The 22,850-nt window shown below is 59.4% G+C and carries 20 protein-coding genes; 8 read left to right on the forward strand and 12 right to left on the reverse strand.

The features are described 5' to 3' along the window. Window positions 1-80 precede the first annotated feature (80 nt). Window positions 81-2,069, forward strand: coding sequence for an excinuclease ABC subunit UvrB (gene uvrB, locus LJD29_RS13825; protein ID WP_446742126.1), 1,989 nt, complete (start codon window positions 81-83; stop codon window positions 2,067-2,069). A gap of 123 nt (window positions 2,070-2,192) precedes the next feature. On the opposite strand, the gene LJD29_RS13830 is transcribed toward uvrB, so the two are convergent. The 9 genes from LJD29_RS13830 to LJD29_RS13870 form a co-directional block, all read right to left on the reverse strand. Beyond that, window positions 2,193-3,038: a DUF4097 family beta strand repeat-containing protein gene (locus tag LJD29_RS13830; protein WP_446742127.1), complete on the reverse strand. Its 846-nt coding sequence runs from the start codon at window positions 3,036-3,038 to the stop codon at window positions 2,193-2,195. Window positions 3,039-3,068: 30 nt separating this feature from the next. Beyond that, complete coding sequence (locus LJD29_RS13835) at window positions 3,069-4,223, reverse strand: efflux RND transporter periplasmic adaptor subunit (RefSeq protein ID WP_446742128.1); 1,155 nt, start codon at window positions 4,221-4,223, stop codon at window positions 3,069-3,071. 157 nt (window positions 4,224-4,380) lie between these two features. Then, a complete protein-coding gene (locus LJD29_RS13840) occupies window positions 4,381-5,964 on the reverse strand; it encodes a carboxylesterase/lipase family protein (protein WP_446742129.1) in 1,584 nt (527 codons plus the stop codon). 37 nt (window positions 5,965-6,001) lie between these two features. Then, window positions 6,002-6,934: an ABC transporter permease gene (locus LJD29_RS13845; protein ID WP_446742130.1), complete on the reverse strand. Its 933-nt coding sequence runs from the start codon at window positions 6,932-6,934 to the stop codon at window positions 6,002-6,004. Continuing rightward, window positions 6,934-8,325: a hemolysin family protein gene (locus LJD29_RS13850; RefSeq protein ID WP_446742131.1), complete on the reverse strand. Its 1,392-nt coding sequence runs from the start codon at window positions 8,323-8,325 to the stop codon at window positions 6,934-6,936. The genes LJD29_RS13845 and LJD29_RS13850 overlap by 1 nt, the downstream gene beginning before the upstream one ends. A 42-nt stretch (window positions 8,326-8,367) precedes the next feature. Further along, on the reverse strand, window positions 8,368-8,778 hold the full coding sequence (locus LJD29_RS13855; RefSeq protein ID WP_446742132.1) for an acyl-CoA thioesterase: 411 nt from the start codon (window positions 8,776-8,778) through the stop codon (window positions 8,368-8,370). A 43-nt stretch (window positions 8,779-8,821) separates the two neighbouring features. Continuing rightward, window positions 8,822-10,195: an RIP metalloprotease RseP gene (gene rseP, locus LJD29_RS13860; protein ID WP_446742133.1), complete on the reverse strand. Its 1,374-nt coding sequence runs from the start codon at window positions 10,193-10,195 to the stop codon at window positions 8,822-8,824. Window positions 10,196-10,273: 78 nt separating this feature from the next. Further along, the gene (locus tag LJD29_RS13865) at window positions 10,274-11,467 is read right to left on the reverse strand and encodes a 1-deoxy-D-xylulose-5-phosphate reductoisomerase (RefSeq protein WP_446742134.1); all 1,194 of its coding nucleotides are present in this window, start codon (window positions 11,465-11,467) and stop codon (window positions 10,274-10,276) included. Window positions 11,468-11,477: 10 nt separating this feature from the next. Continuing rightward, window positions 11,478-12,302 carry a phosphatidate cytidylyltransferase gene (locus tag LJD29_RS13870; RefSeq protein ID WP_446742135.1) on the reverse strand — a complete coding sequence of 275 codons (825 nt, stop codon included), beginning with the start codon at window positions 12,300-12,302 and terminating at the stop codon, window positions 11,478-11,480. Between the two features lie 199 nt (window positions 12,303-12,501). On the opposite strand from LJD29_RS13870, the gene LJD29_RS13875 reads away from it, so the two are divergent. Next, window positions 12,502-13,452 (forward strand): vWA domain-containing protein, encoded by a 951-nt coding sequence (locus tag LJD29_RS13875; RefSeq protein WP_446742136.1) that lies wholly within the window; start codon window positions 12,502-12,504, stop codon window positions 13,450-13,452. Window positions 13,453-13,721: 269 nt separating this feature from the next. Here the strand turns inward: LJD29_RS13875 and uppS are convergent, their stop codons facing one another. The 3 genes from uppS to LJD29_RS13890 form a co-directional block, all read right to left on the reverse strand. Continuing rightward, window positions 13,722-14,555, reverse strand: a complete 834-nt coding sequence (gene uppS, locus LJD29_RS13880; protein ID WP_446742137.1) for an undecaprenyl pyrophosphate synthase — start codon at window positions 14,553-14,555, stop codon at window positions 13,722-13,724. 75 nt (window positions 14,556-14,630) lie between these two features. Next, window positions 14,631-15,245: a flavin reductase family protein gene (locus LJD29_RS13885; RefSeq protein WP_446742138.1), complete on the reverse strand. Its 615-nt coding sequence runs from the start codon at window positions 15,243-15,245 to the stop codon at window positions 14,631-14,633. Window positions 15,246-15,282: 37 nt separating this feature from the next. Continuing rightward, on the reverse strand, window positions 15,283-15,819 hold the full coding sequence (locus LJD29_RS13890) for a helix-turn-helix domain-containing protein (protein WP_446742139.1): 537 nt from the start codon (window positions 15,817-15,819) through the stop codon (window positions 15,283-15,285). 186 nt (window positions 15,820-16,005) lie between these two features. On the opposite strand from LJD29_RS13890, the gene LJD29_RS13895 reads away from it, so the two are divergent. The 6 genes from LJD29_RS13895 (at window position 16,006) to LJD29_RS13920 (ending at window position 22,823) form a co-directional block, all read left to right on the forward strand. Continuing rightward, window positions 16,006-16,632, forward strand: a complete 627-nt coding sequence (locus LJD29_RS13895) for an HAD family hydrolase (protein WP_446742140.1) — start codon at window positions 16,006-16,008, stop codon at window positions 16,630-16,632. 46 nt (window positions 16,633-16,678) lie between these two features. After that, the gene (locus LJD29_RS13900) at window positions 16,679-18,676 is read left to right on the forward strand and encodes a GH39 family glycosyl hydrolase (RefSeq protein WP_446742141.1); all 1,998 of its coding nucleotides are present in this window, start codon (window positions 16,679-16,681) and stop codon (window positions 18,674-18,676) included. A gap of 73 nt (window positions 18,677-18,749) precedes the next feature. Next, window positions 18,750-19,331: a thioredoxin family protein gene (locus LJD29_RS13905; RefSeq protein ID WP_446742142.1), complete on the forward strand. Its 582-nt coding sequence runs from the start codon at window positions 18,750-18,752 to the stop codon at window positions 19,329-19,331. Between the two features lie 103 nt (window positions 19,332-19,434). Further along, a complete protein-coding gene (locus LJD29_RS13910) occupies window positions 19,435-21,471 on the forward strand; it encodes a putative bifunctional diguanylate cyclase/phosphodiesterase (protein ID WP_446742143.1) in 2,037 nt (678 codons plus the stop codon). A gap of 151 nt (window positions 21,472-21,622) precedes the next feature. Then, window positions 21,623-21,946, forward strand: a complete 324-nt coding sequence (locus tag LJD29_RS13915) for a hypothetical protein (protein WP_446742144.1) — start codon at window positions 21,623-21,625, stop codon at window positions 21,944-21,946. A 1-nt stretch (window position 21,947) separates the two neighbouring features. Continuing rightward, complete coding sequence (locus LJD29_RS13920) at window positions 21,948-22,823, forward strand: hydroxymethylglutaryl-CoA lyase-like TIM-barrel protein (protein ID WP_446742145.1); 876 nt, start codon at window positions 21,948-21,950, stop codon at window positions 22,821-22,823. Window positions 22,824-22,850: the final 27 nt, after the last annotated feature.

Below are 22,850 nucleotides of genomic sequence, written 5' to 3' on the forward strand. Positions count from 1 at the left end.
TCGGTCACAGACCCTGAGAAATGTCAGGATGCTTTCGGGGAGCCTGTTATCTGTCTCTCACATCTCTTAAAATTGGAGATGTGGATTTCCAACTAGTCAGCGACTACAAGCCTCGTGGCGACCAGGCCACTGCGATTCCCGAGCTCGTGAGCGGCATTGCCTCGGGTGAAAAGCACCAGGTTCTGCTTGGCGTGACCGGCTCGGGCAAGACCTTCACGATGGCAAAGATCATCGAAGAGCTCAACCGCCCCGCTCTGATCCTTGCGCACAACAAGACGCTCGCCGCGCAGCTCTTTCACGAGTTCAAGCAGTTCTTCCCCAACAACGCTGTCGAGTATTTCGTCTCCTACTACGACTACTATCAGCCCGAGGCTTACATCCCGTCGGGCGATCTGTATATCGAGAAGGAAGCCACGATCAATGAAGAGCTCGATAAACTGAGGCTCTCCGCGACGCGCTCGCTGTTCGAACGCCGTGACGCGATCATCGTGTCTTCTGTCTCGTGTATTTACGGTCTCGGTTCGCCGGAAGCTTACTATGGCATGCTCCTGCTGCTCGAGAAGGGCCAGAAGATTCGCCGCGAAGACATCACGCGCAGGCTGGTCGAGATTCTCTATGAGCGAAATGATGCGGATTTCCGCCGCGGAACCTTCCGCGTGCGCGGCGATGTGATCGAAGTTTTTCCAACGTACGACGAGAATGCTTTCCGCATTGAACTCTTCGGCGACGAGATCGATTCACTCGCGCAGATAGATCCTTTATTCGGGACGGTAAAGCAAAAGTACGCGCGCCTGCCGATCTATCCGAAGAGCCATTACGTGGTGCAGCCCGAGCGCAAGAAATCGGCAATGGAGTCGATCCTTTCGGAACTCGAAGAGTGGGAAAAGGATCTGGAAGGGCAGGGAAGGCTGGTCGAATCGCAGCGTATTCACCAGCGCACGCGCTTCGATCTTGAGATGATCAAGTCGGTCGGGTATTGCCATGGCATCGAGAACTATTCGCGGCATTTCTCAGGGCGCCTGCCCGGCGAGCCGCCGCCGACGCTGCTCGACTACTTCCCGCAGGATTACCTGATCTTCATCGACGAGTCGCACGCAACAGTCCCGCAGATTCACGGCATGTGGCATGGAGATCGTTCGCGCAAGCAGAACCTTGTGGACTACGGCTTCCGCCTGCCTTCGGCGGTCGACAACCGTCCGCTGAAGTTCGACGAGTTTGAGAACCGTGTGAACCAGGTGATCTATGTATCGGCGACGCCCGGACCGTATGAGCTGACGAAGTCCGCAGGCGTTGTCGTCGAGCAGATTATTCGCCCCACGGGCCTGATCGATCCTGAAGTCGAGATCCGCCCCATTCGCGGCCAGATCGATGATTTGCTTGCGGAGATTCGCGATCGTGCCGCGAAGAATGAGCGTGTACTGGTGACGACGCTGACCAAGCGCATGGCGGAAGATCTCGCAGGCTATTACTCCGAGGTGGGCGTGCGCTGCCGCTATATGCACTCCGAGATCGAAACGCTCGAGCGCGTGCGCCTGCTGCGCGATCTGCGCAAGGGTGAATACGATTTGCTCATCGGCATCAACCTGCTGCGCGAAGGGCTCGACCTGCCGGAGGTATCGCTGGTCGCGATTCTCGATGCAGACAAGGAAGGCTTTCTGCGCTCGAGCGGATCGCTGATCCAGACGATCGGCCGCGCCGCACGCCATGTGAACGGGCGAGCCATTCTTTACGCGGATCGCATGACCGATTCGATGAATAAGGCGATCGGAGAAACCAATCGCCGCCGTGAAACGCAGCGTGCCTATAACGAGGAGCACGGCATCACGCCAACGTCGGTGATTCGCGCAGCCGATATGTCTCTCGCGAAGATTCTCAAGGCAGAGTACGCAGACCTGAGCGAAGAGACCGAGACGATGCCGGACTTCAAATCGCAGCAGGAGCTGGATGCTCACATCACGAAGCTCGAGACGGAGATGCGCGAGGCAGCGAAGAAGTTCGAGTTCGAAAAGGCTGCAAAGCTGCGTGATACGGTGAAGGAACTTCGCACGAAGGAGTTTCTTTTCAGCTGAAGTTGCAGCAAGCAAGGTTGTCATCCCGAACGAAGTGAGGGACCTGCTTTTCCCTCGCGGAAGAAAAATGCAGGTCCCTCACTTCGTTCGGGATGACAATTCGGGACTACAAGAGCTATTCCACTAGTGAACGCTGATGTCGCCCGAGCCGGTGCTGACGCGTACGGTGGGGCCTCCGCCATTCACTTCGCCTGTGATGTGGTGCTTGCCCAGGTTGCCGTGTACAGAGATTGGCGGGTCGCTCTGAATATCTCCCGAACCGGTCGAAGCATCGAGCGTGAACTTCGCACTCGTGCCGACGACTAGCTTGACCGAGCCGGAGCCGGTATCGAGCTTCCAGTCCGAGCCTGGGTGGCCCGCGACTTCGATATCACCCGAACCGGTGCGGGCATAGAGTCCACCGTTTACACCTTGCAGGCGCACGCTGCCGCTGCCGGTCTGCGCCTTCACGTCATGTCCTTCGCTGATGGAAGCGCGAATATCTCCGGAGCCGGTGTCGAGCGACACTTCGCCCGCGAGACCGTCAGCATCGATCGAGCCTGAACCTGTGCCCGCCTTCAAAGGCCCCCCAAGCTGCGAGATATGTATATCGCCTGAGCCGGAGTGCGCTTCCAGATTGGTACCTTTCGGCGTGGTGATGTCGTAGTCTATCGAGACATTCTTCACTTCCATGTTGTGCCCGACAGAGATGCTGTCGCCATTCTGCTGGATCGGAGGATTCGAAACGACCTGCTGCACGCGGTCTTCCGCCGACGCGCCGAACCCAAAGCCGTTGGCATGAACATGGCCGATGATGTGCACCTCACTGCCGGAGCCCGGGATGACGTGAATGTACCCCGAGCCTGTGTTCACGTTGAGCGAGGTGGTGCCGCTAACGTGAAGACTCTTCTCGAAGCGGCCGTCGGCAGCCAGCAGGGCTGCCGGAGAAATCGCCATGACGGCGAGTGCGATCCATTGAAAACTGCGCATCGTAAAGCCTCCTTACAATCGTTCGTTTGGCTACTGCTGCAGCACGACCGTGTCGCCTTCCTTCAGGCCATCTGTGATTTCGGTCCTGCTGCCGTTGGTGATGCTGATCTTCACAGCAACCTTGCGTTGTCCGTCTTTCTGCTTCGCATCCGGTACGAAGACAGACGCATTCTTTTCGGCGTCATAGACCAGCGCCTGCGTCGGAACCGACAGAACGTTCTTGTCGTCCTTGATGACGATCTCGGCGTTGGCGGTCATATTCGCCTTTAACTCGCCGGTTGGGTTGTCGATAGAGACGCGGACTTCAAATGTAGTGACGTTGTCTTTCTCTACGCCGAGCGGTGCGATCTTCGTGACTTTGCCGTTGAAAATCTTTCCGGGGAAGGATTCCACGCGAATGCGTGCAGGCTGGCCCATATAGACGTGGCCGATGTCTGCTTCATCGACCTTGCCGTTTACGTACACCTGCGTCGTGTCGCCGAGCGTCATGACGAGTGTTGCCGTAGATCCGAGCACGAGGATCGAACTGACTGCGTCGCCCACCTCTACGTCGCGTGAGAGTACGACACCGTCCATCGGCGAGGTGATGGTGGTGTAACTCAGTTGTTCGTTGAGCTGATCGAGACCGGCCTGCGATTGCTGCACCTGCGCTTCGGCCTGCTTGAGACGCGCCGAGTCAACGCCGATCTGTGCCTGGGCCGTTGCCTGCTTGTTCTTCATCGCGAGGTAGTCGCGCTGCAGGTTGTCGAGTGTCTGCTGCGAAACGACGCCCAGCTTCAGCAGCTTGATATTGCGCTCGTAGGCTTCTTCGTACATGGGGAGGTCAGGCGCAGCAGCAGTGACCTTGTCCTGTTCAATCGATTGCCGGGCGGTGATGACATTGGCCTGCGCCGAAGCGAGCTGCGCTTTCTGCGCGGCTACCTGTGCTTCGATCTCCTGGCGGTCGAGCTGCGCCAGTATCTGGCCGCGCTGTACATGCTGGTTGATGTCGACGAAGAGCTTCTCGACCAACCCGCTGGCCTTTGACTTCAACTCGACCTTGGTGATGGGTTGAATCTTGCCGGTGGCCACGACGCTGCGCGAAATATCGCCACGCGTGACCTTGGCCAGCCTGCCCGATTCAATCTTCGCGCTGCCACGATGCGCGGCGAAAGCAATCCCTGCCAGCGCCACGATGAGCAGCACTGGGATTCCGATCCATAACAAACGTCTTCTTTGCTTCCGCGGCGCTGCCAAGGTACTGCCTCCAGTCAGGCCGGTCCTGTCGACCCGCCAAAGAGAATACGCAAGGCATTTGACTAAGGTTCCCGAGTCTTTGTGAGGCCTGGGTGAATTTATAGGTCTATTTTTTCAATTTCTTCGCCAGGATTTTGCGGTACAGGCCGCATTCCGCCTCGCGCGGAGGTTTCTGAGTGGCTTCCGCCGAACCGTCCTGGTGGAAGTGGAGGGTAGCTCCCCGTTTGCCAAACTCTGGCCAGGGCACGCCGTTATCCCCATTTGGATTACCGGTCTTCGCAAAGTTGGTCCAGTAGGTCTCGATCACATCCGAGATGTGGTCATCTGTCGCGTTGAACTGCCCAGAGATATTGCCCGTCTTCGGATAGTAGCCGAAGACATAAGGAAGCTCCCCTGAATGCATCGCGCCCTTGGCTTCCTGCCCCGGAATGGCATGCTCGAACTGGTAGCGATAGACCTTCTTCTGCACCTTCGTCTGCCATTGCGCTTCCACCGTGGCAGAGCAGCGATGAACGAAGTCCGTCGCCCACTGGACATCCGCGGAGCCGTAAAGTGGATCGTTCGTTCCGCTTCCGTTCCCGGCGTAGCCATAAATTTTGAGCGCCTGCGATGCATAGGGTTCAGCCATCTTGCTTAGTTGCGTGCGCTGCGACTCGGCATCTCCTGCAAAGCTCAATTCTTGCGCGTTGTTTCCGATGATCATGGGCAGCGGGTACTGGCGGCCAGAGTGAAAGACCTTCACGGGCTGTTCGAAGATGATTCCTCCATCGATATCCAGACCACCGAGGGTTTCATGCGCCGAATCCGGTTTGGAGAGAGCCTGCAGAATCTCATCGGTCGAGAGACCGCGCAGATAAGAGAGTGCTCCTGCACCGGAAGGCGCGTTCATCATCGCGGCAAACTTCTCGCCTGCCTGTTCTTCCTCGGCGAGTGTGGCAACAGGAACTGTAACCGCATTGCCGCTTTCGAGAATTACCTTCTGAAACAGGCCCTTCGCCGGAGCGGTCATCAGCATATTCGCGTCCCACGCGCCGGCCGACTGTCCAAAGAGCGTCACGTTGGCCGGGTCGCCGCCAAAGGCCGTAATGTTCCGGTGCACCCATTCGAGCGCCAGCAACTGATCCATCAGCCCATAGTCACCGGAGCTGTGCCGCGGCGACTCTGCAGTGAGTTCGGGGTGGGCAAGAAATCCAAAGACGCCGAGCCGGTAGTTCAGCGTGACGAGAATGACACCATGATTGACCAGTTTTCCATCGCGATAGAGTTCGCTTGAGGCGGTGCCGCCTGCGTTCCCTCCGCCATGAATCCAGACCATGACCGGGAGCGGCTTTTTGACTGGCCATTCCGGCACCATGACGTTTACAAACAGGCAGTCCTCTTTGCCCTTGGCCGCGTCATCTTTGTTCCAGTCGCCTAATGACTGTTGCGCGCAGGGTGCGCCGAAGGCCGTTGCATCGCGGACGCCCTTCCACGCCTTCACGGGAATCGGAGGCTTCCAGCGAAGGTCGCCGATCGGAGGCTGAGCATAGGGAATCCCTAGAAACTGCACGCCACCGTTAGCCCTTGGAGCTCCCTGGACACTGCCGGCCATGGTTGCCACAACGAGGTCCTGGGCATTTGCAGCGGCTGTCAAAAATGCTGCGGTGACGATTACGAATAGAACCAGGGACCGGGCAAAGATTTTTCGCAATGAATTTCTCCCGCAAAGCAGCGTAAGCGGGATTCTATCAGCCGCGTATACGAGGATTGACGACAAGGTAGAGAGCGTCCGTTACCAGGTTCACGAGGACATAGGTGAGGCCGACCGCGAGGATGCAGCCCTGCAGCAGAGAGTAATCGCGATTCGAAATTGCAGAAACGGTAAGGCGTCCGATGCCCGGCCAGCTGAAGATGGTCTCTGTCACAATCGCCCCAGCAAGCAGCGCGCCGAACTGAAGGCCGATCAACGTGATGATGGGAATCAGCGCATTGCGCAGGGCGTGCTTATAGACAACCGTTGTCTCAGGCAGTCCCTTGGCGCGCGCCGTGCGGATGTAGTCCTGCCCAAGCTCTTCGAGCATCGCGGTGCGCACCATGCGGGTAAGAATCGCAGCCAGCGCCGTACCCATGGTGAACGCGGGAAGCACCAGGTGCAGAACATCGCCTGCTCCGCTTACCGGCAGCCAGCCGAGCTTGATCGAGATAAGCAGAATGAGGATCGGACCAAGCGCAAAGCCGGGAAACGACAGCCCGAAGAGGCTGACGACTCCCACTGCCTGATCCTGCCATTGTCCGCGCCGCAGGGCAGAGAACACCCCGGCGGGAATCGACAGAACAAGCGCAAGGATGAGCGCGGCTACGGTCAGCTCCGCAGTATAGGGATAGCGCGTCAGCACCAGGTGAGTGACGGTATCGTTCAGGCGCAGCGAATGGCCAAGGTCTCCATGCAGCACGCCACGCCAGTAGTGAATGTATTGCTGGCCAAGCGGCTCGTCGAGTCCGTAGGTGTGGCGCAGCGCGGCGATGTCAGCCGGGCGCGCACCTTCGCCCAGCATCTGCTCGATGGGGTCGCCGGGCACAAGGTGGATCAGTAGAAAGACAATCGACACCACCAGCCAGACCACTGGAACCGTGTACAGCAGACGAAAGAGCAGCGCACGCAGTGCGCGGGGAATCTTCATCAGCTTGCGCTCTCGAGCGCGCCCGGTGCGCTTGTCGTTTCTGTTTCCGCAGGCAGGGACGTTTTTTCGATGCGCACGCGGCTGATACGATTTCCGGCCATCTCGATGATAGTGAACTTGCGGCCCTCGTACTCAACGATTTCGCCGCCACGCGGAATGCGCCCCAGCCGCGCCAGCAGAAATCCTGCGAGCGTTTCGACGCCGCCGTCGCGCGGCAGACTCCAGCGCATCTGCGTCTCCAGGTCGCGCAGGTTCACGCTGCCATCGAGAATGAGTTCACCACTCGCATTCGTGAGCGCGGTGCGTGCAGCAATATCGAACTCGTCGTCGACCTCGCCGATCAACTGCTCGATGGCGTCTTCGACCGTGACCAGTCCGACCGTCGATCCAAACTCATCGACGACGATAGCAAGATGTCTGCGGCGCGCCTGGAACTCGTGCAGCAGATCGAGCACCGGCTTGGTTTCAGGTACCACCAGCACTTCGCGCATCACCTGTTTCAGGCGCAGGTCTACAAATGGCGCGTCGGCAAAACGGGTACGCGCCGAAGCGCGAAAGTGCATGAGCCGCGAAATGTCCTTGGAATAGACCACGCCGACGACGTACTCGGGGCCGCGCGCGGGGTCGTAGACGGGCACGCGCGAATGCATCTCTTCGACGATGCGGGCGCTGGCTTCTTCGATAAGGAGATCAAAAGGCAAGGAGAAGATGCGGCGTCGCGGCGTCATGATCTCGCGCGTCGGCACCTCGTTCACTTCCACTGCACGATGGATCAGAGACTCCTGGTATTCGGGCAGCATGCCATTACGTCGTGCCGCCGTGGCAATCAGCTTCAGCTCTTCCGGAGAATGAGCGGAGCTCTCGTGCGCCAGCGGTGTACGGAAGAGCCGTAGAACCAGTTGAGCCGACCGGTTCATCAGGCGAACCGCAGGTCGCGTCAGCTGGATGAAAACTTCCATCGGACCAGCTACGGTCGCGGCCATCTGGTCGGTCTTGCGCAGCGCGAGCGCCTTTGGCACCAGCTCGCCGAGCAGCACGTGGAAGTATGTGATGAAGGCAAAGCCGAGCGGAACTGCGATCAGGTGCGCATAAAGGTGGGCGTGAGGAACACGGTCGAGCCAGGCTTCAATGATGGCGGCAACCACGGGCTCGCCGATCCAGCCAAGAGCGAGGCTGCAAAGCGTGACGCCGAGCTGCACGGCGGGAAGAAAGTCGTCGAGGTGTTCCTGCAGGCGGCGCACTGCCTTGGCGCCAGGCAGGTGCTGCGCGATCAACTGCTCCACGCGTGTTTCGCGCACACTCACCAGCGCCAGTTCGGCCGCGACAAAGAAGCCGTTGGCCAGGATGAGTACTACGATGGCGACGCCACGAAAGAGCAGTAACTCAAGCATTGGATTTCACTAGTTTACAGCGTTGGATCGGTAACGCAGTCGTTAGAGCGTCGCGCGGATCGCCTCGGCATATCGCTGCGGCAGCTTCCGCGTCTGCATGTTCTTGTCGACCGTAACGTGCGTCGTCTCCGCTTCGGCCAGCACCTGCTCGCCTTCCGGAGTCTTGCGCAGCAGCCGATAGCCGAACTTCAGCAAATGGCTGCGCATGGCGGTCACGCGTGTCTCGACGATCACTTCATCGTCATAGCGCGCAGGCGAACGGTAGCGGCAGTTCGCTTCAACCACAGGCAGGTGGCAATCGTCGGCAAACTCCATCTGCTTGTAGTCGTAGCCAAGCTGGCGGAAGTATTCGACGCGGCCGATCTCGCACCAGACGAAGTAGTTGGCGTAGTACACCACGCCCATCTGGTCGGTTTCGGCATAACGTACGCGGAGGGTAGATCGGGTCGGCATGAGCAAAGGCGGGGTTGGGACCGGCAGGGCCGGTCCCGGTCTCTTATGGCTTGAGTTTGGAAAGGATGTTGAGCTTGGCGACGTCGTTGAACATGACGAAGGCCGCGAAGAGAATCAGCACCACGAAGGCGACTTGATAGACGCGCTCCTTGAACTCCTGGTTCAGGTCGCGGCGCAGGATGCCCTCGATGCAGAGGAAGACAATCATGCCGCCGTCGAGGATCGGAATCGGAAGCAGGTTGAAGATGCCGAGGTTCAGGCTGATCAGCGCCATCAGGGCAATCAGCGGCTGCCAGCCGGGCATGGTCACTGCTTCGCCGGTCTGCCGGGCAATGCCGATCGGTCCGCTCAACTGCTGCACATTCGAGCGGTGAGTCACCAGCCGCTTGAGCACGTCGATGATGTAGCCGGAGTTGTGCAGGTTGAAGGTTACCGACTGGCTCACGGCCTTGCTGAACGGCAGCTGCTCTACGTGGAAGGGAGCCAGTTCCGGATGGAAGCCGAGGCGGTAGCCCATGCGGCCTGTGCCGTCGTCTCCCCAAACCGGGTTAGCGGTCATGTTGATCGTCTGGCTGCCGCGCTGGATCACCAGGTTCGCGGGCTTGCCGCCGCCCTGCTGCAGAACCGCCATGACGGCCGATACGGAGTGAACCGTCTGCCCGTTGATGGAGATGATCGAGTCGCCAGCCTTCATGCCTGCCTTATCGGCAGGGTTGTCAGGCATCACGTCGCGCACACCCAGCGGACCAGCCTGCATCCGCGGCAGCAGGCCGACGTTCTCAATCTCGAAATCCTGACCCTTGCTCGAATCGGCCAGATAAAGTTCCAGGTTCACCCGCTGCGTCTGGCCATCGACCACGCGCTCGACCGTTACCGGCACATACGAGCTGACGTCGAGAGCGGCGCGGATGCGCACCTGTTCCCAGGTCGGATTCACATCTTTGTCGAAACGGACGATATGGTCATCAGCCTTGAATCCGGCGCGGGCCGCGGGAGAATCCGGCGGAACGACATCGGTGACGGCGGGCTGCGAGAGGTAGTTTTCCACCTCGTTGTGCATCATGTAGAGCCCGGTCATCAGTACGAAGGCGAGGATGAAGTTTGCGACCGGCCCGGCCAGGCCAATCAGGACCCGCTGCCAGCGGGGATGGGAGGCAAATTCCGCCGGATCGCCGGTACGCACTTCGCCCGGGGTTTCGCCGGACATTTTGACGTATCCGCCTAAAGGCAAAAGGCTTAGGCGGTAGTCGGTATCGCCGCGGCGAAATCCGAAGAGGCGGGTGCCGAAGCCGATCGAGAAAACCTCCACGCGCACGCGGAAGAGCTTCGCCATAGCGAAGTGGCCGAATTCATGTACGAGCACCATGATGCCCAGTACGATCAGCATGGAAACGAGAGCGGTAAACGCAAATTGCATAGTTATGAAATCAGTCTCGCTGAGGTGGCTGCGCCCGGAGCAGTTCGGGATGCAGGCTCAGCTTCCTTCCTCTGCGCTTCAGGCACTTACGTTCGAATTGCGGTCGCGGCTGGCCAGTTGCCGTACGACGGTCGCGGCAGTTTCCCGGGCCTGTCTATCAAGCGCAAGCACTTCTGGAATCGTAGCCGGATGGCACTCAGACGTATTTTCTAATACTTCTTCAATTGTACGCGGGATAGATGAAAAGGGGATGACCCTTTCGAGGAAGGCGTCCACCGCCACCTCGTCGGCGGCGTTCAGGGCGATGGAGTGCGCTCCGCCCTTTTCCGCGGCCTCGTAGGCCAGCCGGAGACAAGGAAAACGCTCGAAATCGGGCGGCGAAAAGTCCAAATGGCCCAAAGCGGCCATGTCGAAGGTCAGGTCCGATTCCACCCGCTCCGGGTAGCTCATGGCGTAGAGGATGGGCAAACGCATATCCGTGACCGAAATCTGGGCCAGGATGCTGCCGTCCACGTATTCGACCAGCGAGTGCACCGTCGATTGCGGATGCACCGTCACCTTCACCGCCGAGGGCGGCAGGTTGAAGAGGCGGCAGGCCTCGATGATCTCGAGCCCCTTGTTCAACATGGTGGCGGAATCGATGGTGATACGCCGCCCCATCACCCAGGTCGGATGCTTCAAAGCCTGTTCGACCGTGATTTTGCTGAACTCTTCCAAGGGCAGGTTGCGGAACGGGCCGCCCGAAGCGGTCAGCCAGATGCGGCGGATTTCGTCCCTGGTACCGGCGCGCATGCACTGGTGAACCGCGTTGTGCTCCGAATCGATCGGCAGCAGCGGAACTCCGGCCTCGCGGGCAGCGGCGGTGAGGATCTCCCCGGCGGCCACCATCGCTTCTTTATTGGCGAGACCGATCGTCTTGCCGGCCTTCACGGCCGCGTAAGTCGCTTCGAGCCCTGAAACGCCGACGATGGCGGAGACGACGAAGTCCACCTGCGGCAGTGTAGCCACGCGGATGGTCCCTTCGGTTCCGTAAACGGCTTCGACACCGGTAACGCCCTCGGCAGAGAGGCGCTTCGCCAGCTCATCGGCCAGTTCCGCAGTCGCCATGGAGACAACCTGGGGCCTCCAGCGGCGGCACTGCTCAAACGCGGCTTCGACGTTTCTGCCCGCTGCGAGCGAGGCAACTGCAAAACGGCCGGGGTATTTTTCGATAATGCTGAGAGTGCTCTGACCGATGGACCCGGTCGAGCCGAGAATGGCTATCTGCTTCAATGGAAAGAACCTAAAAAGACTGCTGCAAAAGTAGAGCGTACCACAGCACAGGCGCCGCAAGGAGCAGCGCGTCGATGCGGTCGAGAATGCCGCCGTGTCCGGGAAGCAGGGAACCGGAATCCTTCACGCCCGCACCGCGCTTGATGGCCGACTCGATCAGGTCGCCCACCTGGGCGGCGACATTCAGAATGGCCGCAAGCAGCAGCCAGCGCCAGACCGGTCCCGGAAAGGAAAGAATCTCGATATTTCTGCCGGTCAGCGTGGTCGCGAGCCAGAGCACCAGGCCGGAGACGACCACGCTGCCTAGAATGGAGGCAATCGCGCCCTCCCAGGTCTTGCCCGGACTGATCGATGGAGCCATCTTGTGTTTGCCCCACGCGCGGCCTACATACAGGGCGGCAATATCGCCGGTCCAGACGGCGAAAAACAGGAACAGCAGCAGCGACGGACCGTTTTCCTGCTCGATCATCAGGGGCAGGGTCGTCAGCGAGAGGCCGGTGTAGAGAATGCCGAATACGGAAAACGCGGTATCCGGAAGCACGCGATTCAGGGGCGACCGGAAGGCGCAGACGATGAAGATCCCCAGCGAAAGCGCTCCGATCACAGGGCCAAGGAAGTCGGGACGGCGGAAGACGCACGCAAAGAGCAGCGCGACGGCGATCATCGCTGCAATGCGCGGAGTTTTCGCTCCGAAGGCATCGGCGAGCGTCAGGTATTCCCAAAGGGCGAGTTCTGCCACCAGGGCAACGACCGGGGTTACGACCCAGATCGGGGCCTTGAAAATGAGCAGTAAAACCAGGGGAATGAGGACTACAGCCGTAACAACACGTTTCATCGCTTTGCCTAAGAATACACGGCTGCAACGGTGTGCCTGCCTTCGCGCGGAAGCGCCTTTGAGCACCCCGGAACGATCAACGCGACCCAGCGAATCCTTTTGGGGTCATCACCCGTCTCAACAACTGTTGGGAAGCTTCCGGGTTCCTACCAGAAGAAGTTGCCGCGGCCCACGCCACCGGCGGGAATAGAGGAAATTGATGAAACCAGGAAAGGTAGCTTCAACTGCGTTATTGGCCATTCTGGCCTCTGTTGTGCCTTCTGTCTTCGCGCAGGGAACGGACGGGGTTCCGGCACGCGCGATTGTTACTGTCATGGGTAAAAAGTCCGACGCTCCGCCGGCCACTCCGCAGCAGAAAGACTTCAAAGTCTCGGTGGACGGCAAGAACGCCAACATTACCGGCCTTTCGCCGTTGCGCGACGATCGCTCGGCTCTCGAACTGGTGATCCTGATCGATGGCGGAGCGCGCGAGAGCCTGGGACGGCAGCTGAACGACATCGCCGATTTCGTCAAAGGCCTTCCGCCAGCGACGGCAGTCGGCATTGCTTATATGGAAAACGGCCGCGCCGTCTTTGCGCAGCCCTTCAGCACCGACAAGAACCAGGCGCTCAAGTCGCTGCATCTCCCGGCCGGAGTTCCGGGTATCAATGCCAGCCCATATTTCTGCCTCTCAGACCTGGCCAAATCGTGGCCGTCCCAGAACCCCACAGCCCGGCGTGAAGTGGTAATGGTCACCGATGGCGTGGACAACTACGACCGCCGCTTTGATCCGGACGATCCGTACGTGCAGGCTGCAATAACCGACTCGGTTCGTGCCGGACTGGTGGTTTACACCATCTACTGGCACGACCAGGGACGCTTCCAGCGCGGTCTCTATAACACCAACGCCGGTCAGAGCCTGATGCTGGAAGTCACGCAGGCGACAGGCGGCAATTCCTACTGGCAGGGACTTGGCAACCCGGTCTCGTTCTCGCCCTTCTTCGACGATCTCGGCAAACGGCTGCAAAATCAGTACGAGCTAGGCTTCACGACCCCGGCAAAGAAGAAGCCCGAAGTCAGCGTTCTGAAGATCAAGCTGAACATGCCTGACGTAAAAATGGACTCCCCGCAGCGGGTACTCGTCGCCCCGGCTGGAGCTTCTCAGAACTAACTGTCCAGTAAAAGCAAAAAGGCCCGCTCCGGCGGGCCTTTTTCTTGTTGGATTTGATTTCCCACAGTTGTCATCCCGAACACAGTTAGGGACCTGCATTATCGCCCAGCTCAGCGGGGCGCGGTGAACAGCAAAGAGCATTCACCGCAAAGCCGCAAAGGACGCAAAGAAAAGCGGCGAAGATTTGGCGGCCCTTTGCGGCCTTTCTTTGCGCTTTTTGCGCTGAACCGTCTTTAAGGATGTTCGAAGAGAAAACGCCCCGGAAGGGCTTAACGCTGAACCAGCGTATTCGCAGGAAGCGAAGCGATATCGTCCGACTCGCTCCCGTCGTTCAATCCGCCATAACGCCGTTCGCGGCGCTGGAAATCCTCGATAGCCTCAAGCATGTGAATGCCGCGGAAGTCGGGCCACAGCCGCTCGGTGACGAAGATCTCGGCGTAGGCGATCTGCCAGAGCAGGTAATTCGAGATGCGCATTTCGCCCGAGGTGCGGATCAGCAGGTCAGGGTCGGGCATGTGCGCTGTGTAGAGATGCCGCTGGATATCCTGCTCGGTGATGTCCTCGCGGCGCAGCTCTTTACGCTCGATCTCGGCGGCTAAGGCGCGAAAGGCGTCAACCAGTTCGGAGCGCGCGCCGTAGTTCAAAGCCAGCGTCAGAACCGTGCCGGTATTGTGCTTGGTCTGGTCAGCGGCCCACTCCATGCGCTCCTGCACGTCCGGGTCAAGCTCCTGCGTGCGGCCGATGTACTGGATGCGGACGTTGTTGTCATTCATCCGCTGCACGTTGTTGGTCAGGTAGCTGCGCAGCAGGCGCATCAGGAAGCTGACCTCGGTACGCGGCCGTTTCAGGTTGTTTTCGAGCGAAAAAGCGTAGAGGGTCAGCCAGGGAATGCCGACGCGCGAAGCGGTTTCGACCACGTACTGAACCGATTCGGCGCCCTGCTGATGCCCTAGAAACCGTTTGAGGCTGCGTTTTCCCGCCCAGCGGCCATTGCCGTCCATGATGATGGCGACGTGCTTGGGCAGACGCGCGGGGTCGAGACGGCGATAGACCTCGAGCTCGTCGAGCGGCAGTTCGTGGACGCGGCTAAAATTCAGGGACAAACGTCTTCCTCTGATTCGACCGTAGCACGCTCACAGGGTAAGTCGCAATGAAGGCGAACGATAGTTGTAGATGCGCTATTTCGGACGCGCCAGATCGAAGCGGTCGCCGGTGCGAACGTAGGTAGGCCCGCCCATCCGGCCAATGGCCTTTAGTTTACCGGGGTCGATCTTGTCGCCATCGAGAACGGCGTCGTTTACGTGGATCAGGACAACATCGCCGAGAATCAGGTATCCGCCATTGGGTTTTTCGCTGACGGTTACAACCTGGCGCAGCCGGCACTCCATCTGGACGTGGCTCTCGGCAACGCGCGGCGGCCGCACAACTTCGCTGGCCACGGGCGTAAGGCCGGACAGGGTGAACTCGTCAATATCGGGCGAGACCTGCGCCGCGCAGGCGTTCATCTGCTCGGCAAACTCTTCTGACACGATGTTTACGACGAATTCCTTCGTAGCGAGAATGTTGCGGTAGGTGTCCTTGGTTTCAGGCAACGGATCGACGCGTACCGTTGCGCAAAAGCAGATCACCGGGGGATTGGAGCTGCAGCCCGTGAAATAGCTGAACGGCGCAAGATTATGCACGCCATGCTCGTCAATGCTCGACACGAAAGCGATCGGACGCGGCACGATCGCGCCAATCATCAGCTTGTAGACGTTGGCTCCGGACATGCCGGATGGATCAAATCTCTGCATTGACATTCACAGCCTAAACGGTTGAGCAGCCCCGGGCTCAGGCAGTACGCCTGCGCCCCGAGGCCATTTCGCGCACCTGGTTCAGAAACATCGACCGCTGGAAGCCGTCGAGCTGACCGACAAGCGATGCGATTTCCGCGAGGAACGGATCGGCCATGATCGCGGACATCTCTGCCTGCGCACGGCTGCGGCGGTCGCGAAGAAGCGCACAGACATCGACACCAAGAGCCGTGGCAAGGCGTTCCAGCGATGAAAGCGTAGGCATCGCTTTGGCGTTTTCGATCTTCGAAATGTAGGTGCGAGGCACATCCATTTTGGCCGCGAGCTGGCGCTGGCTCAGGCCGCGCGACTGGCGAATATCACGGACGGCGCGAGCAACGTTGATCTCGTCAGGGTTCGAGTTCGCACTGCCTGAAGCAACGACCAGTTGCGGCAGGGACGGCTCGGGCTCTTCAATTTCCAGGGGCTTGTGGCAGCGACGGCAAAGTGAATTGACTGTGCGGAACTGCACCAGTGTGCAGTGTGCGCAGCGTATTACCTCGCGTGCCTCGACAGTGGCTAAGGTAGTTGCCATATCAGTTGTAGCAGAGTGCCAGAGCGGGCTCTCCGTGATGGCCGGGCAGTGGATCGTAACCACATTTCCGGTCTCATCTGTGAACCAGCTTGCCTGTGGGGTATCTTTGTTGTCAAGTGAAAAGGGTGATTCAGCCGAAAATAACGGAATAAAACCCGAAGAAACCCGAAAAGGGAGGAAGAGCGTTTGAACAGCACGTCACCTTATACGCGGGAACGCGCATGGACATTGCTTTGCGAATGGACACAATCGCCAGGTCTCATCAAGCATGCGCTCGCTGTAGAAACCTGCACCCGGGCTTATGGGGTGCAACAGGCCGACTGTCTCGGGCTCGTCGGCGGAGAGCGCGATGACTTTATCGAAAGCTACGCCATCACCGGGCTCCTTCACGACTTCGACTACGAGCGTCATCCTTCACTGGACGAACATCCTTTCGTCGGCGTGCGCCTGCTCGCCGAGGAGGGTTGGCCCGAGGATGTTCGCCAAGCCATTCTTGGCCACGCGCAATATTCAGGCGTGCCGCGCGATACGCACCTCGCGAAATCGCTCTTCGCCTGCGACGAGCTGGCCGGATTTCTGACCGCCTGCTCGCTGGTAAAGCCGACAAAGTCCATCTTTGATGTAGACGTAGCAGGAGTAAAAAAGAAATTAAAGGACAAGGCATTTGCTCGCGGAGTCAATCGCGACGACGTGATCCAGGGAGCGCAGGAGCTCGGTGTCAGCCTCGACGACCACATCGTTTTCTGCATCCAGGCTATGCGGCGGCGGTGCGATCTGCTGGACCTGCGCGGAGCCTCCAATGCAGAAGCTTAACTCTGCTGTTACAGAAGGGCATTTAGGGTAAGGCAGGAGAATCATTTTGCGAAACGGGCCACGCCTCGGACTTCAGATCCTGGCGATTCTGGCAGGTACTGGGTTTGCGGCATTGGCTGCGGTAAGCGCATGGCTGTGGTTCGTGCCTGCACCATCGCTGCCGCAGTCGGGGCTGCTGCAGGCGGTAAGCTCTGTCCGGGCCACGGCCGGCAAAGCGGTGATCACTGTCGACTGGGATTCGATCCCCAACGCCGTCTGCTACCAGGTGCTGAGAAGCGACAATCCCAATGGCCCATTTCTTCTCGACAGCTTTGTCTACGGCGTTGTGTCGCCGATCGTGCAGCACACGGCGGAGCGGCTCTTTCCGGGCGAGCCTTTTGGGCGTATCCCACACGGTCCCTGGGTCGATACTGACATCCATCCCGGACGAACCTACTACTACCGGGTACGCGGCAATGACGGCGGCGCGTGGAGTCCTGCCGGCAACACGATTGCCGTAACGGCGGCGCCGGAATCCGGCGAGACACCGCAGATCCAGGCCGACATCGATGCATCGCAGGTGGTGGGCACGCTGGAACACAAGTGGGAGACCGCCATCGGCTCCGAGCACCTCAGCTACATGCTGAAGGGCGACATCGATGCGCACGTGAAGGCGGCCGGCTTGGGGTTGCGCAATGGCAATCGCATGGCGCACGACACACTCGGGATCCAGTACATCCGCGCGCACGGCATTTTCATGGACGACCCCGCGGTGTACACCGAAGACGCACAGGGGCATCCGCACTACGACTGGTCGAAGGTCGATCGCGTCTACGATATGCTTCGCCAGGATGGGTTGAAGCCGTTTGTGGAGCTCAGCTTCATGCCTGCGGCGCTTGCCGCCAATCCCGGCGCGAAGAAGATCTTTTCCTATAAGGCGAGCAGCTCTCCGCCAAAGGACTACGCCAAGTGGCGCGACCTGGTGGCCGCGCTCGCGCAACACCTGATCGATCGTTACGGCAGGCAAGAGGTGGAAACCTGGCCCTTCGAGGTGTGGAACGAGCCGGATCTGAAACATGGCGTGGCGGTCTTCTGGACAGGGAACCAGGAAGATTATTTCCGCCTCTACGATTACGCGGCGGAAGGGGTGAAGTCGGTCGATCCCAATCTGAAAGTGGGAGGCCCGGTCGCCGCATTCACGACCTTTCAGGAGCCGTTCCTGAAGCACGTGACCACGCAGAACTTTGCGACCGGCGGAAATCGTACGCCGCTCGACTTCCTCGATCTTCATAACTATTTCCTTCCGGCCGCGGACTACCGTCCTCTGCTCGCTCGCTACGGGCTGCCCAATGTTCCCGTCTATTTCACCGAGTGGGGGCTGTCGCTGCAGTACGGAGACGAGGTCAACGACCTTCCCTACGGCGCCGCGGCGGTGGTCGCGGGCATAGAAGACAGTCTCGACCAGGTGGCGCTCCTCAGTTACTGGACGGCGAGCGACTACTTTGAGGAAAGCGGCAATCCGCGCGCCATCTTTCATGGCGGCTTCGGCCTGATCGGCCTCGATGGGCTGCGGAAATCCCGCTATTGGGCTTTCGCACTCCTGCATCGCATGGGCACCGGGAAGCTCGCTGTGAAGACTGAGGGGGATGGAGCAGGAGGCCTCGTGAAGTGTCTCGCCACGCGCAGGGATTCCAGCGTTCAGGTTCTCCTCAGCAACGTGACCCTGGAGTTTGCAAAGGACAAAGGCGACGCAGCGCTCGGGCGGGATGTCTCTGTCCACATCAGCGGCCTGATTCCCGGCGCGCTATACCGCTTGGAAGACGATCGCATTGATCTGGAACATTCCAATGTGTACGGCGCCTGGCAGAAGATGGGTCGTCCTCGCTGGCCGGATAGCCGGGAAATGACGGTTCTCCACAAGCAGGACGGACTACAGCAGTTGTCTCCCCCAAGATTGCTTGCGGCGAATGATCATGGAGAAATCCAGCTCGAGATACACCTGCCTATGCCGGCGGTTGCGTACTTGCAGCTGGATCGCTCCGATACAGAATTATTACCTAAGTAATGAGCGCAAGTCGCCGGTCGAGCACTATATTGGTTTTTTTCAGATAGAGGGCTCTAGACTCGTCTTACCCGACTTGAATCGCAACCTGTTTATCACCCGTGTATTTCTTCCCGTGGCAGTGCTGGCGACGGCGCTCTGCTGGTGGAGCATCTTCCGGTTCGGAGCCACGCCCGGCGGCCAACTGAACGCTCCGGGGCATCTGCCGGCAGCTGCGCCCTTCCATGCGACGGGAGCACCGGTTCTGCTTGTCTTCGTTCATCCGGGGTGCACCTGCACGCATGCGACGCTCGAGGAGCTGGACGATACGCTGAACGGATACACCAAGACCCTCCAGGTCGTTCTGGTGGTGTATCACTCCGCAGCGACGGAGAGAGCGGGACTGACCCTGGAATTTACGCCGCGAAGCTGGCTGCATCGTGATTTCCGCGTCGTCAGCGATGACAAGGGCATGCTATCGAAGCAGTTTGGGGTACAAACGTCGGGCGAGATTGTGTTGTATGGCCGGAACGGCCAGATGTTATTCCAGGGTGGAGTGACGCCCGAGCGCGCGCACGTGGGCGCAAGCAAAGGTAGAGACGCACTGGAACGGGCCCTTTTCAGGGAAGATCGGCAGGGCGGCATGACGCAGGTATTCGGCTGCCCGATTTTCCAGTAGACCTGAAGTTTTTTGAGGCGGGAACTCTTGTTGACCCGGCTCAGGTGGCAAGGAATTCGACTGACTAGAACAAGAAATAGATCAGAGGGACATGGGTGGCGCAATGCGTGACGGGACGGCAATAGAAGTCGTAGAGGACAGCTTCGATACCGCGACGGTAGAAAGCGTTCAGAAGGAGGCGGACAAGCAGTACCGCTCCCTTTGTGCCCGCACGGACCGTTATTTCGGATGGCTGATGCCGTTCCAGTGGATCAGCGCAATCATTCTCTCCATCTGGGTCAGCCCTATCAGCTGGGCTGGCGATACAAGCTATCTCCACCCGCACGTTTCAATGGCGCTGTTGTACGGTGGCCTGATTACGCTCACGCCGCTGGTATTGATCCGCTTGATGCCGGGGGAAAAGATCACCCGTCTGACGGTCGCGGCAAACCAGATGCTGATGTCTTCGCTGCTGATTCATCTTACCGGCGGCCGGATCGAGACGCACTTCCACATCTTCGGCTCTCTGGCGCTGCTGGCTTGTTATCTGGACTGGCAGGTGTTGCTTGTGGCTTCGGTCGTAATCGCTGCCGACCATATTCTGCGCGGCATTTTTCTGCCGTTCTCCATCTTCGGCTCCTACGCGGTGCAGCCGTGGCGGTGGCTCGAGCACATCGGCTGGGTCATCTTCTGCGACTTTTTCCTGATCTTCACCTGCTTTGACAGGCTTCGCAGCCTGCGCATGCTTGCCGTGCGCCACATCGAGCGCGGAGAACTGCTGCATCGCGCATATCACGATGCCCTCACCGGCCTGCCGAACCGTATCTACCTCAGCCACAAGATTGAGCGATCCATCGATGAGTGCCGGCGGAATGGAAACAGCTTCAGCTGCCTTTACGTGGATCTTGACCGCTTCAAGGAAGTCAATGACAAGATGGGGCACACCTGCGGCGATATTCTGCTGAGGTCGGTCGCGTCGAGGATGCGGGAGCGGCTTGGGGAAGACGCGTTGCTGGCTCGCATTGGTGGCGATGAGTTTGTCGCAGTCCTGCCGCATCGGGACAACGTACTTGAGAGTGCCGAGGAGACCGCCCGTTCGCTGCTGCGTGTCCTTCTGCAGCCATTCGATCTCGACGATACCCGCGTCGCCATTGGCGCCAGCATCGGCATCAGCAAATATCCCCGCGATGGCGAGGATGAAGTGGAGCTGCTGCATAACAGCGACAAGGCGATGTATCGCGTGAAACGCAGCGGACGCAATGGATACCTGGCCTATTCGGCTGAGATCTTCCGCGACGCGCGCAAGCTCACGCAGGCCGAGGAACGTCTGCGGGCTGCACTGCTGCAGAATGAATTCGATGTCCATTACCAGCCGCTGTATTACTCCAATGGAAAAATGTCCGGCCTGGAGGCGCTCCTGCGCTGGACGGATCCACAGCGCGGGAATGTTCCGCCATCGGAGTTCATTCCGCTTGCCGAAGAGACCGGGCTGATTATCCAACTGGGCGAATACGTGCTCGATCGCGTTTGCAGGCAGGCGAGCGCCTGGCATAGTGCCGGTCTGCTCGTCGGGCCGGTTGCGGTCAACATTTCCAGCCTGCAGCTCGGCCGTGAGGATTTTGCCCGCAATGTACTGGCAACGCTGGAACGGCATAACACTTCACCGGCGTGGATCGAGCTGGAGGTGACCGAATCGGCGGTGATGGGGAATTTTGCCCTCGCCGAGCGCCAGCTGCGGGATCTGCGTACGCACGGGGTGCTCATTTCGATCGACGACTTCGGCACTGGCCACTCCACGCTCAGCAGGCTGCGCCAGCTCACCTTCGATACGTTGAAGATCGATCGGCTCTTCGTGGAGAGCACGGCAAACTCTCACACCGACCGGCTCATGGTCGAGCACATCATCCACATGGCGCACTCCCTGGGTATGAAAGTCGTGGCCGAAGGCGTCGAAACCGAGGAGCAGCTGGCAGCGCTGCGTTCGCTCGAATGTGACCAGGTGCAGGGCTATCTTTTCTCAAGGCCGCTGAACGCCGCCTCTGTCGAGGACTTGCTCGTGCAACAGAATCAGCCGGCACTCCTGACGGAGGGAAGTGCTTCGTCTGCGGAACGTTCCACGGACTGGAGTATTCTCGACAGCGCGGCTCTTGGGCTGGTTTAAGTTCAGATTCCCGCGGAGTGCGCAATCCTGAGACGTACTGCTTTTACACCGTCTGCTGTCCGGTATTCTGGTGCTTATGGCAGGTTCTACGCAGGCTTCGCGGGGCAAAAAGCGCGGCGGTAAGTCACGCCGCAAGGATAGCTCCGCTCTGATGAGCTGGTGGCCGTTTTTGCTGGGTCTGGTCGCCACTCCGGTTGCAGTTCACTTCGCGAGCGTGATGGCACTGGCGGGGCCCGACGCGCTGATGACTTTCTACCCTTATGTGCTGCTGTTGCAGAGCCATCTGCCGGGGCTGACAGGGAATACCGCAATCCTTTCGCAATGGATGATGTATCTTCAGTTCCCGCTTTACGGGCTGATCATGACGATCGTTCTGAAGCAGAAGGGGTTTCTCGCGGCCCTGGGTACGGTCATCGTCGTACACCTGGTGGGTGTTGTGGGCGTCATCGCATTGCATCATGGAGCTTCACTCTGACATGGATAACTCCGTCAAGCTGATCGAATCGCCGCGTGACGCCTGGCAGGCGCTGACGCGGACTATTCCCGCCGAAGTGAAGGCTGACTACCTGAAGCTGCTTGTGGGTGCAGGATTCCGGCATATTGATGCCGTCTCGTTTGTCTCATCCGCCGAAGTGCCGCAGATGGCGGATTCCGAGCGGGTGCTCGAAATGCTCGAAGCGCCCACCGATGTTGAGATCATTGGCCTGGCTCTGAACAGGGAAGGGGCTGATCGTGCGATTGCCACTGGCGCGGTGACCACGCTGGCGTTTCCCTACTCAATGTCGCCAGCGTTCCTGCAGCGCAATCAGCGGCAGACCCCCGAAGAGTCTCTTGAAGCGCTCGACTCCATCGGTGAAGTGGCCTATCGAAACGGTGTCGGTGTTGTTGCCTATCTCTCGATGGCGTTTGGGAATCCCTTCGGCGATCCGTGGGATGTCGATGAGCTGGTCGCTGCCTGCGATCTGCTTGCCGACAATGGCGTAGACCAGTTCTCCCTCGTCGATTCGATGGGAACCGCTTCGCCGGAATTGATTGCAGAGGTTCTGGAAGCTGTTGGGTCAGTGCTGCCTCAGAGTGCGGAAGTCGGCGTCCACCTGTATGCGCGTCCCGAAGAGGCCGCTGAGAAGCTTGCCAGCGCCTATCGCGCCGGCTGCCGGCGTTTCGACACCTCCTTGAGCGGGTTGGGCACGTCTTCGTTCGTAGACGATGTGCTCGCCGGAAATATTCCGACAGAGGTTGCCGTGGCCGAGCTGACCCGGCTCGGGGCCGATCTGCCTGCCCTGGAGCCTCTCGACAGCCTGATTTCGGCCGGACAGGCGATTGCGCAGAAGTTTGGTACTCCGCTTCAGTAGTGCCAGTGGCATAAAGTTTTCTTTTGC

The sequence above is a fragment of the Silvibacterium acidisoli genome, assembly GCA_022870745.1.
Classification (GTDB): Bacteria; Acidobacteriota; Terriglobia; order Terriglobales; family Acidobacteriaceae; genus Silvibacterium.